Here is a 13,277-nt window from a genome sequence, read left to right on the forward strand (position 1 = left end):
GCTTCCCAAACAGGATCTTCTCTGATGAAATCGCGGCCGTGCCGCGCGTGGCGCTGGCCGCTGTACCAGGCACGGGTCGGCGGGTCAGGCGTGGAAGAAACGACGGAGGCGATGTCGTGAGCACCGGACCTACGACCCTGCCCGAGCGCCTCGGTGCCGACCCGCGGAACCGGCGACGGCGGCTGCCCCGGCTGCGGGACGCGCGGATCCGTTCCAAGCTCGCCCTCATCCTGGTCGTCCCGGTGGCCGCCGTCATCGCACTGGCGACCATCCGACTCGTCTCGGTCGGTGAGGGCGCCTACGACGCCACCCGGATCCGCTCCCTCACCGCGCTGTCGATCGACATCTCGGCGCTCAGCCAGGACCTGCACAAGGAACGGATGGCCGCGGCCGGCTACCTGGCCGCCCCCGACCAGAAGCCGGACGACTACAACCTGCGGGTCCGCCGCACCGACGAGCGGATCACGGCGTACCGGGAGGAGCGGGGCCGGCTCGACGAGCTGCCGGCCTCGGTCCGGGACCGGCTCAAGGTCATCGACGACCACCTGGCGACGCTGAACGGCACCCGGCAGGAGGTGCTGGACCGGCAGCAGATGCCGGTGGCCGAGGCGAGCCTGCGCTACGGCATCATCCTCACCGACCTCGTCTCGTACGGCGACACCCTCGCCCAGCAGCCGGGCGGGGAGAGCCTGGCCGACGCCCGCCGGGCGGTGGCGGCCTTCGCCCACGCCAAGGCGGCGGTCGCCGAGGAACAGGCGGTGGCCTTCACCGCGCTCGCCTCCGGGCGGCTCGACGAGGAGCAGTTCTCCTCCTTCGTGGCCACCCTGACCAGCCAGCAGGAGGCGCTGCTCTCCTTCTCGCGCGCCGCCGAGCCGGAGCAGCGGGCCCTGGTCGACAGCACGGTCTCCGGCGACGCGGTGCAGCTCTCCGACCGGGTCGCGGCCGACCTGTCCCGGTCGGTCGGGCAGGTCCCGCTGGTCACCCGGGACGATGCCTCCGCCGCCATCGGCGCGGTCGACGATCTGATGCGGTGGGCCGAGATCCAGCTCCAGGACCGGCTGTTCGCCGAGGCCGACGCGGCCCGTACGGAGGTCATCCGACAGGCGGTCGTCGAGACGTCGCTCGTGCTGCTCACCCTGATCATCGCGGTGACGCTCGCCGTGGTCCTCGCCCGCTCGCTCAACCACTCGCTGCGCCGGCTGCGGGAGGGCGCCCTGGCGGTGGCCAACCACGACCTGCCGGAGGCGGTCAGCCGCCTGCAGAACGTCGGCACCATCGGCGACGGCGGGGTGGAGGAGATCGTCCAGCAGGTCCGGGACCCGATCAAGCTCAGCAACCGCGACGAGGTCGGCCAGGTGGCGGTGGCCTTCAACGTGGTGCACCGGGAGGCCGTCCGGGTGGCGGCCGAGCAGGCCGCGCTGCGGACCAGCGTGTCGGCGATGTTCCTCAACCTGGCCCGGCGCAGTCAGACCCTGGTCGACCGGATGATCGGCGAGCTGGACGCGATCGAGCGCGGCGAGGAGGACCCGAAGCGCCTCGCCCAGCTCTTCGAGCTCGACCACCTGGCCACCCGGATGCGCCGCAACGACGAGAACCTGCTGGTGCTGGCCGGGGCCGACTCGGCCGTGCCGCGCCGCGACGACGCGCTCCTGGTGGACGTGCTGCGGGCCGCCCAGTCCGAGGTGGAGCTCTACAACCGGATCGAGTTCGGCACGGTCGACACCGACGTGTCGGTCGCCGCGCACGCGGTCAACGACGTGGTCCGGCTGGTCGCTGAGCTGCTGGACAACGCCACCCGGTTCTCCCCGCCGAACACCACCGTGGTGGCCGACGGCCGGCGGATCCGGGACTACGTGCTGATCCAGGTGGAGGACCGGGGTCTGGGCCTCACCGACGAGCAGCTCGACTCGCTGAACCGGCGGCTGGCCGCCCCGCCGACGGTGGACGTGGCCGCGTTCCGGCTGATGGGCCTCGCCGTGGTGAGTCGGCTCGCCTCCCGCTACGGCGTCCGCGTGGAGCTGCGGCGGAACGTGGAGGGCGGGACCGTCGTCCAGGTGACCCTGCCGAACTCCACGGTGGTGCTGCCGGCCAGCCGGGGCCACGACCCGGCGCCGCTGGCCCGGCCGCGCCAGCCGCTGGCTGTCGAGCAGGCGCCGCTGTCCCCGGTCGGCCACGCCGACCCGCTGGACGGCGCCGGGCGTACCGCCGCGGCCACCCTGACCGACCAGTGGCGTACCGCGGCGCCCTCGCCGGCCCGCTGGCAGGGGGCGACCGAGGCGCGGGACACCGGCCCCGCGGTGCAGGTGGGGGGCTCCACCGGCGCGCTGCCGAGCCTGCCCGCCATGCCGGCCACCACGCCGGCCGCGCCCCCGCCGCCGGCCCCCGTCTCCAGCGGCCTGTCGGTGGGTACGCCCACCGGCGCCCACCCCATCCGCGAGCCGCTGCCGAAGCGGAACCGCGGCGGGGAGACCGCCAGCCCGGGCACCTCGGGGCTGCCGGTGGGTCCGATCGCCGGGCTGGGCGCCGCCGCGGCCGGCCCGGCCCCGGTGTCGCCCGTGATCCCGCCGGTCGCGGCGGCACGGGTGACTCCGTCCGCGCCGGTGGCCCCGGCCGCCCCGGTGGTCGCCCGGCCGGACCAGCGGGCCGAGGCGCCGATCTTCCGGGAGATGGAGGCGGTCTGGTTCCGCTCACACGGTGACGACGAGACGACGATCTTCACCCGGCCCCGGTTCGACGAGCCCGCCCCGGCCGCGCAGCAGCCGGTCGCCGCGGCGTCGCGGCCGCCGCTGCCGACCCGTACCTCGGGCGCCCAGGCGTCGGGTGTGACGTCGCCGCCGCCGTACACTCCGCCGTCGGCGTCGTCCGTGCCGCCCGCTCCGGCCGTACCCCCGTCCGTGCCACCGGCCTCCGCGCCGGCGTCGGCGCCGCCGGCGGCGGACGCGGACGCCTGGCGGACGGCGGCCGACGAGGGCTGGTCGCGGGCGACCCGGGCCGCCGAGCCGACCACCGGCGGCACCACCCGTTCCGGCCTGCCGAAGCGGGTGCCGCAGGCCCAGCTCGTCCCCGGCGGCATCGAGCCGAAGGGGGGCCGGTCCCAGAGCCGGCGCACGCCGGACGAAGTACGCGGCCTGCTGTCGGCCTACCACCGCGGTGTGCAGCGGGGGCGGACGGCCGGCGCGGACCTGAACAGCACCTCGATCAAGGAGACGAACCGATGAACAGGCCAGCGGCCATGCAGGACATGGGTTGGCTGCTCACCAACTTCGCCGACAGCGTGGCGGGCATCGCCCACGTGGTGGCGGTGTCCGCGGACGGGCTGCTGCTCGCCTCCTCCCGGGACCTGCCCGGGGACCGGGCGGACCAGCTCGCCGCGATCACGGCCGGCGTGGTGAGCCTGACCGAGGGTGCGGCGCGGATGTTCAGCGCGGGCGGCGTGCTCCAGACCGTGATCGAGATGGACAGCGGATACCTGTTCCTGATGTCGATCAGCGACGGCTCGTCGATGGCGGTGCTCGCCGCGCGCAGCTGCGACGTGGGCCAGGTGGGCTACGAGATGGCGCTGCTGGTGGAGCGGGTGGGTGCCGCCCTGGTGCCGCTGCCCCGGGACGTCGTGCGGTCCTGACCGGAACCCGCGTGACCAGGTGATCCGGAGCCGGCCCGGCTCCGTACGGAGGGAGGTGATCGCGAGATGGAACCACGGCGGGACCCGCGCGGCGCGCTGGTGCGACCGTACGCGGTCACCCGGGGCCGCACCGAGCCGCTGCAGAACATCGCCCTGGAAGCGGTGCTGTCGTGCACACCCACCCAGGTGGCCGAGGCGCGGTTCGCCGGGCACGACAAGTACCGCATCGCCTCGGTCTGCGAGGGCCGGGCACAGTCGCTCGCGGAGATCGCCGCGTACACCCGGATGCCGCTGGGCGTCACCCGGGTGCTGGTCGCCGACATGGTGGCCGAGGGCCTGCTGACGCTACACACTGCCGCTCCCGCGACGGGGTTCGAGGAGCGGATGAACCTGCTTGGAAGGGTGCTAAGTGGACTTCGCGAACTATGACCCCGCCGGGGCGCACCGCAGCCGGGAGATCATCTCCGCGAAGATCGTGGTCGCGGGCGGCTTCGGCGTGGGCAAGACGACCCTGGTCGGAGCGATCTCCGAGATCACTCCGCTGACCACCGAGGCGCTGATGACCGCAGCCGGGGTGGGCATCGACGACCCGTCGAAGGTGCCCGGCAAGGAGACCACCACGGTCGCCATGGACTTCGGCCGGATCACCATGGCCCAGGACCTGATCCTCTACCTCTTCGGCACGCCGGGCCAGACCCGCTTCTGGTTCATGTGGGACGAGATCATCCGGGGCGCGGTGGGTGCCGCCGTGCTCGTCGACACCCGGCGGATCACCGACGCCTTCGCCCCGCTCGACTACTTCGAGAACCGAAACCTGCCGTACGTGGTGGCGCTGAACCGGTTCGACGGTGCGCCGCAGTACGAGCCGGAGGAGGTCCGCGAGGCGCTGGCGATCTCCCCGGACGTGCCGCTGGTGATGTGCGACGCGCGGCAGCGGGAGTCGGTCAAGCAGGTGCTGGTGACGGTCGTCGAGCACGCCATGCTCCGCCTCCAGGCCGAGCACGGCCGGGGTTACCCGACCCCGGTCGGCTGACGGATCCCGCCGGCTGCTCGGCTCCGGAACGCACCTCTGTTCGGCGATATACCTGTGAGGCATAAATATGGCTCACAGGTATATCGGTCGTGAGCGGCAGATCGATCCGGTGGGCAGACCACGCCGACCGCCGTGGCGTCAGTCGACCCGGAGCCGGTAGCCGCGCTTGACGACGGTCTGCACCACGCGCGGGGCACGCAGGCCCGCCCGCAGCCGGGCCACCGCCATCTCCACCGCGTGCTCGTCGGCGCCCCGGGGGAGCGTCCGGAGCAGGGCGGTCCGCGACAGGACCCGGCCCGGGGCCCGGGCCAGCGCCCGTAACACCGCCATCGGGGCCGGGGCGAGCGGGCGCAGTTCCCCGTCGACCACGGCCGCGTGCCCGCGCAGGGTGAGCAGGTGACCGGCGGCCTTCACGCTGACCGTCCGGCTCGGCAGCTCGTCGACGATCGTGCGGACCAGCGCCCCGAGCCGGGCCCGGCTCGGGGCGCTCACCGGCACCCCCCGCCGGACGAGCGGCTCCGCGGTGACCGCGCCAACGCAGCCGGCCAGCACGTCACCGCGCAGCGCCTCCAGCACCGCCTCGGTCCGGTCCCCGGCCGCCCGCAGCAGGGCCTCCGCCGCCGGGGCGGAGGTGAACGTGACCGCGTCCACCAGCCGGCCGGCGACCAGGTCGATCAGCCGGTCCAGCGGCGCCGGGTCGGTCGGCGCGGCCCAGCGGTAGACCGGCACCTCGATCACCGTGGCCCCGGCGTCCTCCAGCGCGGCGGTGCACTCCGGCTGCCGGTCGCCGTGCAGCTGCATGGCGATGACCTGCCCGGCGACGCCGCGCCGGCGCAGGTGCTCCACCACCTCCTCGCAGCTCTCCGAGTCCGGCGACCACTGGTCGTGCAGGCCGGCGGCCCGGATCGCGCCGCGCGCCTTGGGCCCCCGGGCCACCACGTACGACCGGCCGAGCACCGAGCGCAGCGGTTCGGCCAGCCCCCAACCCTCGGCCGCCTCCAGCCAGCCCCGCATCCCGATGCCGGTGTTCGCCATCAGGATGTCCGGAGGCCGGTCGAGGCAGGCTCGGGTGGCCTCGCGCAGGTCGGTGTCGTCGGCCAGCGGCACGATCCGCAGCGCCGGGGCGAGCACCACCCGGGCGCCGCGCCGCTGGAGCAGCGCCGCCAGTTCGTCCCGCCGCCGGTCCGCGGTGACCCCGATCGTGAAGCCGGCCAGTTCGTCGGCCATCACTCCTCCTGTCGCAGCCGCACCTCGACCACCCCGTCCCGGCAGCGCGCCTCGTGCCGCCGCAGCGTCAGGTCCGGCAGGTCCAGGCAGCGCCCGGTCCGCAGGTCGTAGACCTGCTTGTGCAGCGGGGAGGCGAGCGTCGGCACCCCGGAGCGGCTGCCCACGATGCCCCGGGACATCACGTACGCCCCGCCGAAAGGGTCGAGATTGTCGACCGCGTACAGCTCGCCGCCGGTGACGAAGAGCGCCACCTGCACGCCGTCGACCAGCGCGGCGACGCCCCGGTCCGGGTCCAGCCGGTCGAGGGGGCAGACCGGCGTCCAGTCCAGCGTGCTCGTCGGGCTCATCGCTCCACCTCGCTCATCGGCGTACCTCCGGAAGGCCGAGCGCGACCGGCTGGCGGCGGCGGTCCGCGCCGGCCGCCGGCGGGGCCCCGCGTGCCGGTACGGGTTGGCCGCGCTCCACGGCGAAGGTGATGGACGGGTCTGGGGTGTCCGGGGCGTTGACGAAGGAGGTGAACCGGCGCAGCCGGTCCGGGTCGTCGAGGACGTCCCGCCACTCGTCGGAGTACGACGCCACGTGCCGGGCCATCGCCGCGTCGAGGTCGGCGCAGAGCCCGAGGGAGTCGTCCACGATGACCGCGCGCAGGTGGTCGAGGCCGCCTTCCATCGCCTCGATCCAGGCGGCGGTGCGTTGCAGCCGGTCGGCGGTGCGGATGTAGAACATCAGGAACCGGTCGATGAGGGTGACCAGCTCGTCGGTGCTCAGGTCGGTGGCGAGAAGGTCGGCGTGCCGGGGCCGGAAGCCGCCGTTGCCGCCGACGTAGAGGTTCCAACCGGTCTCGGTGGCGATGATGCCGAAGTCCTTGCTGCGCGCCTCGGCGCACTCCCGGGCGCACCCGGAGACCGCCGACTTCAGCTTGTGCGGGGCGCGCAGGCCCCGGTAGCGCAGCTCCAGCGCGATGGCCAGCCCGACCGAGTCCTGCACCCCGTACCGGCACCAGGTCTCGCCGACGCAGGACTTCACCGTGCGCAGCGCCTTGCCGTACGCGTGGCCGGACTCGAAGCCGGCGTCGACCAGCCGGCGCCAGATCTGCGGCAGCTGCTCGACCCGGGCCCCGAGCAGGTCGATCCGCTGCCCACCGGTGATCTTGGTGTAGAGCCGGAAGTCCCGGGCCACCTCGCCGATCACGATCAGCTTCTCCGGGGTGATCTCCCCGCCGGGGATCCGGGGCACCACCGAGTAGCTGCCGTCGCGTTGCAGGTTGGCCAGGAAGTGGTCGTTGGTGTCCTGCAGCGACGCCTGCTCGCCGTCGAGCACGTGCCCGGTGCCGAGCGAGGCGAGGATCGAGGCCACCACCGGCTTGCAGATGTCGCAGCCCCGCCCGCGCCCGTGGTCGGCGATGAGCTGGGAGAAGGTGCGGATGCCGCGCACCTGGACGATCTCGAACAGCTCCTGCCGGCTGGCGTCGAAGTGCTCACAGAGCGCGGTGGACTGCTGCACCCCGGCCGCGTCGAGGAGAGAAGCCAGCATCGGGACGCAGGAGCCGCAGCTCGTGCCGGCCCGGGTGCACGCCTTCAGCGCCGGCACGTCGTGGGCGCCACCGGCGATCGCCGCGTCGACAGCCACCCGGGTCACCGCGTTGCAGGAGCAGACCTGCGCCGCGCCGGGCAGCGCGGCCACCCCGCCGCCGGTCTCGCCGGCCGGGGCCAGCAGCGCCAGCGGGGGAGCGGGCAGCGGCCCGCCGACGCTGGCCCGCAGCGTCGGATAGGCGCTCGCGTCTCCGACCAGCACGCCGCCGAGCAGCGTCCGCGCGTCGTCGGAGAGGACCAGCTTCGCGTACGACCGGGTGGCCGGGTCGGTGAAGGTGACGTCGAGACAGCCCGGGGTGGTGCCGTGCGCGTCGCCGAACGAAGCCACGTCGACCCCGAGCAGCTTGAGCTTGGTGGCGGTGTCCGCGCCGGGGAAGGTGGCCGCCCCGCCGAGCAGCCGGTCGGCGACCACCTCGGCCGTCGCGTAGCCGGGGGCGACGAGGCCGTGGCAGGTGCCGTCCACGGCCGCGCACTCGCCCACCGCCCAGATCCGCTCGTCGGAGGTCCGGCAGGTCGCGTCGACCAGCACGCCGCCGCGCGGGCCGAGTTCCAGCCCGGCGGTCCGGGCCAGCTCGTCGCGGGGCCGGATGCCGGCGGCCACCACGACCAGGTCGGCGTAGACCATGCTGCCGTCGGAGAGTTCCAGCGCGGCGACCGCGCCGTCCGGGCCGGGGCGGAGCGCGGTGGTGGCCACTCCGAGGTGCGTGGTGACGCCCAGCTCCGCCACGTAGCGCCGGAGCATCGCGCCGCCCGCCTCGTCCACTTGCACCGGCATCAGCCGGGACGCGAACTCGACGACGCTGGTCTGCAGGCCGAGCAGCCGCAGCGCGTTCGCCGCCTCCAGGCCGAGCAGGCCGCCACCGATCACCGCGCCCGTCCGCCGGCCCACGGCGTGCGCCCGGATCGCCGCCAGGTCGTCCAGCGTCCGGTAGACGAAGACCCCCGGCAGCGCGGTGCCGTCGACCGGCGGCACGAACGGGTACGAGCCGGTGGCGAGGACCAGCGCGTCGTACGGGTGCTCGCCGGCCGCCGTGCGCACCATCCGTCGCGCCCGGTCGATGCTGAGGGCCGGCTCGCCAAGCCGCAGCGCCACCCCGTCGTCGCGGGTGTGCAGGTTCAACTCCTCGGCGCTCACCCCGTCGAAGAAGGCCGAGAGGCGCACCCGGTCGTACGCGGGCCGGGGCTCCTCGGCGAGCACCGTCACCCGCCAGCGCCGGTCGTGGTCCCGGGCGCGCAGCGCCTCGACGAAGCGCTGCCCCACCATGCCGTTGCCGATGACGACCAGATCGCCGCCGCTCATCCCGTCACCTCCACCGCGTCGCCGTCCATCCCGTTCATCGCGTCGCCACCGGTTCGGCCCCGCCGAGCCAGTCGGCGATGCCGGCGAGGGCGTCCCGGCAGCCGCCGCAGCCGGTGCCGGCCCGGGTCGCGCCGGACAGCGCGTCGACCGTCCGGGCGCCGGAGCGCCAGCAGGCCACCAGCGCCCCCTTGCTGACGTCGTTGCACTGGCAGACCGTGGCCGCGTCGGGCATCAGCGCCGGGGACGCGGCTGGCGCGGCCGGGACCGTGCCGAAGGCCCGGCCGAGCAGCAGCGACCGCCGGTCCGCCGGCACCTGGGCCCCCCGGTCGAAGAGCTGCACCACGGTGCCGACCGCCGGGTTGTCGCCGAGCAGGATCGCCCCGGTCAGCCGCTCGTCGCGGATCCGCAACCGGGCGTACGTCCCCCGGGCCGGGTCGGCGAAGGTCAGTTCCTCCACCGGCCCGCCGATCCCCGGGCCGTCGGTGGCGTCGCCCATCGCGGCCAGGTCGATGCCGGCCGCCTTTAGCCGGGTCACCACCGGCCGGGGCCGGTAGCGGGCCAGCGGGTCGTCGCCGGCCAGCACCTGCGCCACCACCCGGGCCTGGGCCCAGGCCGGGGTGACCAGCCCGGTCAACGCCCCGTCGTGCTGGGCGCAGTCGCCGATCGCCGAGATCCGCCGGTCGCTGGACCGCATCCGGTCGTCCACCACCACGCCGCGCTCGACGGTCAGTCCGGCCGCGGCGGCGAGGTCGGTGTCGGGGCGTACTCCGCAGGAGAGGACCAGCAGGTCGGCGCTGAGGGACCGGCCGTCGGCGAGGCCGAGGCGGACCCCGTCGGCGTCCGCGGCCACCCCGGTCGCCGGGACCGCCAGCACGGTACGCACGCCGAGTCCGGCGAGGGTGCCGGCGAGCACCGCGCCGGCGGTCGGGTCGAGCTGCCGCTCCATCAGGTGGCCCATGGGGTGCACCACCGTCACGTCCAGCCCCCGGGCGACCAGCCCGCGGGCCGCCTCCAGCCCGAGCAGGCCGCCACCCAGCACCAGGGCGCGGCGGGCGCCCCGGGCGGCGGCCAGGATGCGCCGGCAGTCGTCCAGCGTCCGGAACGGCACCACCCGCTCCGGCAGCGGGTCGAGCCCGGGCAGCGGCGGCACCACGGCCCGGCTGCCGGTGGCGAGGACCAGGTGGTCGTAGCCGTGCTGGTCACCGTCGTCCGTGCGCACCTCCCGGGCGGCCCGGTCGATCGCGGTGACCGCGACCCCGGTACGCACGTCCACGCCCTGCCCGGCGACCTCGGCCAGCTCCACGTCCGGCTCGGCGATCTTCCCGGCCAGCAGGGTGGAGAGCATGATCCGGTTGTACGCCCGGTGCGGCTCCGCCCCGAGCACGGTGACCTTTTGGTACCCGCCCCGGGCGTGCAGCTCGGCGGCGAGCCGGGACCCGGCCATCCCGTACCCGACGATGATCACCCGGTCGTTCACGACTGGACCCTCTCCACCCGTACCGCGCAGATCTTGAATTCGGGCATCCCGGAGATCGGGTCGACAGCGTCGTTGGTGACCGAGTTGGCGCGGGCCGCGCCGGGCCAGTGGAACGGCGCGAAGACGGTGTCCGGCCGGATCGTGGGGCTGACCCGGGCGGGGGCGCGCAGCTCGCCGCGGCGGGAGACGACCCGCACCTCCTCGCCGTCGGTGACGCCGAGCCGGGCGGCCAGGTCCGGGTGCAGCTCGACGAAGGCGCCGGGCGCGGCCCGGCGCAGCGCGGCGACCCGCCGGGTCTGGGTGCCGGACTGGTACTGGGCCAGCACCCGCCCGGTGGTGAGGTGCAGCGGGTAGTCGGCGCAGACCTCCTCGGCGGCCGGCCGGTGGGTCACCGGGTGGAACCGGGCCCGCCCGCTCGGGGTGGGGAACCGGTCGGCGAAGAGCCGGGGGGTGTCCGGGCCGTCCGGGTCGGGGCAGGGCCAGAAGACGCCGGTATCGGCGTCGATCCGTGCCCAGGTCACGCCGGCGTAGTCCGCCGGCCCGCCGGCCGAGGCCCGCCGCAGCTCAGTGAAGACCGCACGCGGGTCGGTCGGGAAGCCCACCGGGGCGCCGAGCCGGGTGGCCAGGTCGGCGAGGACCGCCAGGTCGGTGCGGACGCCGGGTGGCGGCTCGCGCAGCGCCCGCCGGCGCAGCACCCGACCCTCCAGGTTGGTCATCGTGCCGTCCTCCTCGGCCCACTGCGCGACCGGCAGCACCACGTCGGCCAGGGCGGCCGTCTCCGAGCGCAGGAAATCGGCGACGACCAGCAGGTCCAGGTCGCGCAGCCGGGACTCGATCCGGGCCGCCCGGGGCGCCGACACCACCGGGTTGGAGCCGAAGACCAGCAGCGCCCTGGGGCCGTCCGGCGTGCCGAGCGAGTCCAGCAGCCGGTACGCCGGCACCCCCGGCTCGGGCAGGTCGTCGGCCGGTACGCCCCAGACCCGCGCCACGTGCTCCCGGGCCGCCGGGTCGTCGATCCGCCGGTAGCCGGGGAGCTGGTCGGCCTTCTGCCCGTGCTCCCGGCCGCCCTGGCCGTTGCCCTGCCCGGTGAGGCAGCCGTACCCGGAGCCGGGGCGACCGGGCAGGCCGAGGGCGAGCGCCAGGTTGACGAAGGCGGTGACCGTATCGACGCCCTTGGCGTGCTGCTCGGCGCCCCGCGCGGTGAGGATGATCGCGCTGCCGGCGGTGGCGAGCGCCCGCGCGGTCGCCTCCAGGTCGGCCACCGGCACCCCGGAGAGCCGTTCCACCTCGGCCGGCCAGTAGCCGGCCACGGTGCAACGGACGGCGTCGAAGCCGGTGGTGCGGGCGGCCACGTAGTCGCGGTCGAGCCAGCCCTCGGTGAGCGCGATGTGCAGCAGCGCGTTGGCCACCGCCAGGTCGGTGCCGGGGAGCGGTTGCAGGTGCAGGTCGGCCTGGCGGGCGGTCGCGGTGACCCGGGGGTCGATCACGATCAGCCGCCCGCCGCGTTGCCGCTGGTCGGCCAGGTGGCGCAGCAGTGGCGGCATGGTCTCCGCCGGGTTGGCGCCGACCAGCAGCAGGGTCTCCGCCCGGCCGAGGTCCGCGAGGGGGAAGGGCAGCCCCCGGTCGACGCCGAAGGCCCGGATGCCGGCCGCCGCGGCCGAGGACATGCACCAGCGGCCGTTGTAGTCGATGTGCCGGGTCCGCAGGGCCACCCGGGCGAACTTGCCGAGCGCGTACGCCTTCTCGTTGGTCAGCCCGCCGCCGCCGAAGACCGCCACGGCGTCCCGGCCGTGTCCGGTCTGGACGGTGCGGATGCCAGCGGCGATCCGGTCCAGCGCCTCGTCCCAGCTCGCCGGGCGCTGCTCGCCGGTCGCCGGGTCGCGTACCAGCGGCGTGGTCAACCGCTCGGGGTGGTCCAGCAGATCGGCGGCGGTCCAGCCCTTCTGGCAGAGCCCGCCGCGGTTGGTGGGGAACTGCCGGGGGAGCACCTCGATCCGCCCGTCGGTCTCGCGCAGCGTCATCCCGCACTGGAGCGCGCAGTAGGGGCAGTGGGTCGCCGCCTCCCGGGATCCCACTCCCGGTCGCGTCGCCACCCGTGCACCGTCTGTCATGTCGGGAAAGCGTGCCGCCGGGCGGTTTCCGGTCCGGGTCCCTTCTGTTTCGGTCCTGTCAAGAGCGCCTCACACCGCACGGGGTCACCGGGCCGGGCCCTCGCGTTTAGAATGTAAGACAGAATTCCTGCATTTTGGGAGGCTGGCATGACCGTGGCGGACGCGTTCGATGCTGTGGCGGGGACGTACGACGAGGCCCGGCGACGGCTGGTGCCCTGCTTCGACGCCTTCTACGGCACCGCCGTCGAGGTGGCCGCCCCGCCGCTGCGGGCGGCGCTGGCGGCGGGGCGTACCCCGGAGGTGCTGGACCTGGGTGCGGGCACCGGCCTGCTCTCCCTGCTGATCTCCGCCGCCGTGCCGGGGGTCCGGCTGACCCTGGTCGACGCCGCGCCCGCGATGCTCGCCGTCGCGACCGACCAGCTCCGCGCCCGGGCCGTGCCGCACCGAGTGGTCCGGGCGGACCTGGCCGACCCGCTGCCGCCCGGCCGGTACGACGCGGTGATCTCCGCGCTCGCCATCCATCACCTGGCCGACGCCGGCAAGCGGGCCCTCTACCGCCGGGCCGCGGCGGCGCTCGTCCCCGGCGGAGTGTTCGTCAACGCCGAGCAGGTGGCCGGCCCGACACCCGCCCTCGACCGCCGCTACGACGAGGTCTGGACCGCGCGGATCACCGAGCTGGGCTCGGACGGGGAAGAGATCGCCGCCGCCCGGGAGCGGATGCGGCACGACCGGCCGACGACGGTGGCCGACCAGTGCGGCTGGCTCACCGAGGCGGGGCTGGTCGACGTGGACTGCTTTTTCAAGGAGTGGCGCTTCGCGGTCTTCGGCGGCCGGGCGGCCTGACCGCGTCGGCGCCTCATTGCTATCGGAGCCGGTTCGCCGGGAATGTCGGCGGTGGGCGTTGTGGCGTCGTGG

At 75.0% G+C, this 13,277-nt stretch carries 10 protein-coding genes; 5 read left to right on the forward strand and 5 right to left on the reverse strand.

What is annotated here, in order from left to right:
* The first annotated feature begins 116 nt into the window (after nt 1–116).
* From GA0070613_RS12985 to GA0070613_RS13000, 4 genes are all read left to right on the forward strand, one after another.
* The gene (locus GA0070613_RS12985) at nt 117–3,218 is read left to right on the forward strand and encodes a sensor histidine kinase (protein WP_089012532.1); all 3,102 of its coding nucleotides are present in this window, start codon (nt 117–119) and stop codon (nt 3,216–3,218) included.
* Complete coding sequence (locus GA0070613_RS12990; RefSeq protein WP_089012533.1) at nt 3,215–3,622, forward strand: roadblock/LC7 domain-containing protein; 408 nt, start codon at nt 3,215–3,217, stop codon at nt 3,620–3,622. Before GA0070613_RS12985 ends, GA0070613_RS12990 begins: the two co-directional genes overlap by 4 nt.
* Before the next feature lie 66 nt (nt 3,623–3,688).
* Nucleotides 3,689–4,051, forward strand: a complete 363-nt coding sequence (locus GA0070613_RS12995; RefSeq protein WP_089012534.1) for a DUF742 domain-containing protein — start codon at nt 3,689–3,691, stop codon at nt 4,049–4,051.
* A complete protein-coding gene (locus tag GA0070613_RS13000; RefSeq protein WP_089012535.1) occupies nt 4,032–4,655 on the forward strand; it encodes a GTP-binding protein in 624 nt (207 codons plus the stop codon). The genes GA0070613_RS12995 and GA0070613_RS13000 overlap by 20 nt, the downstream gene beginning before the upstream one ends.
* A gap of 138 nt (nt 4,656–4,793) precedes the next feature.
* Here GA0070613_RS13000 and GA0070613_RS13005 read toward each other — a convergent pair whose 3' ends face one another.
* The 5 genes from GA0070613_RS13005 to GA0070613_RS13025 are packed head-to-tail and all read right to left on the reverse strand — an operon-like array spanning nt 4,794 to nt 12,362.
* Entirely contained in the window at nt 4,794–5,882 is a 1,089-nt protein-coding gene (locus GA0070613_RS13005; protein ID WP_089012536.1) for a uroporphyrinogen-III synthase, read from the reverse strand.
* A complete protein-coding gene (nirD, locus tag GA0070613_RS13010) occupies nt 5,882–6,229 on the reverse strand; it encodes a nitrite reductase small subunit NirD (protein WP_089012537.1) in 348 nt (115 codons plus the stop codon). Before nirD ends, GA0070613_RS13005 begins: the two co-directional genes overlap by 1 nt.
* Before the next feature lie 13 nt (nt 6,230–6,242).
* Nucleotides 6,243–8,774, reverse strand: coding sequence for a nitrite reductase large subunit NirB (gene nirB, locus GA0070613_RS13015; RefSeq protein WP_089012538.1), 2,532 nt, complete (start codon nt 8,772–8,774; stop codon nt 6,243–6,245).
* Nucleotides 8,775–8,808: 34 nt separating this feature from the next.
* A complete protein-coding gene (locus tag GA0070613_RS13020; RefSeq protein ID WP_089012539.1) occupies nt 8,809–10,251 on the reverse strand; it encodes an FAD-dependent oxidoreductase in 1,443 nt (480 codons plus the stop codon).
* Nucleotides 10,248–12,362: a molybdopterin oxidoreductase family protein gene (locus GA0070613_RS13025; RefSeq protein WP_089012540.1), complete on the reverse strand. Its 2,115-nt coding sequence runs from the start codon at nt 12,360–12,362 to the stop codon at nt 10,248–10,250. Before GA0070613_RS13025 ends, GA0070613_RS13020 begins: the two co-directional genes overlap by 4 nt.
* A gap of 147 nt (nt 12,363–12,509) precedes the next feature.
* On the opposite strand from GA0070613_RS13025, the gene GA0070613_RS13030 reads away from it, so the two are divergent.
* A complete protein-coding gene (locus GA0070613_RS13030) occupies nt 12,510–13,205 on the forward strand; it encodes a class I SAM-dependent methyltransferase (RefSeq protein WP_089012541.1) in 696 nt (231 codons plus the stop codon).
* Nucleotides 13,206–13,277: the final 72 nt, after the last annotated feature.

This window comes from Micromonospora inositola (genome assembly GCF_900090285.1).
GTDB classification, from domain to species: domain Bacteria; phylum Actinomycetota; class Actinomycetes; order Mycobacteriales; family Micromonosporaceae; genus Micromonospora; species Micromonospora inositola.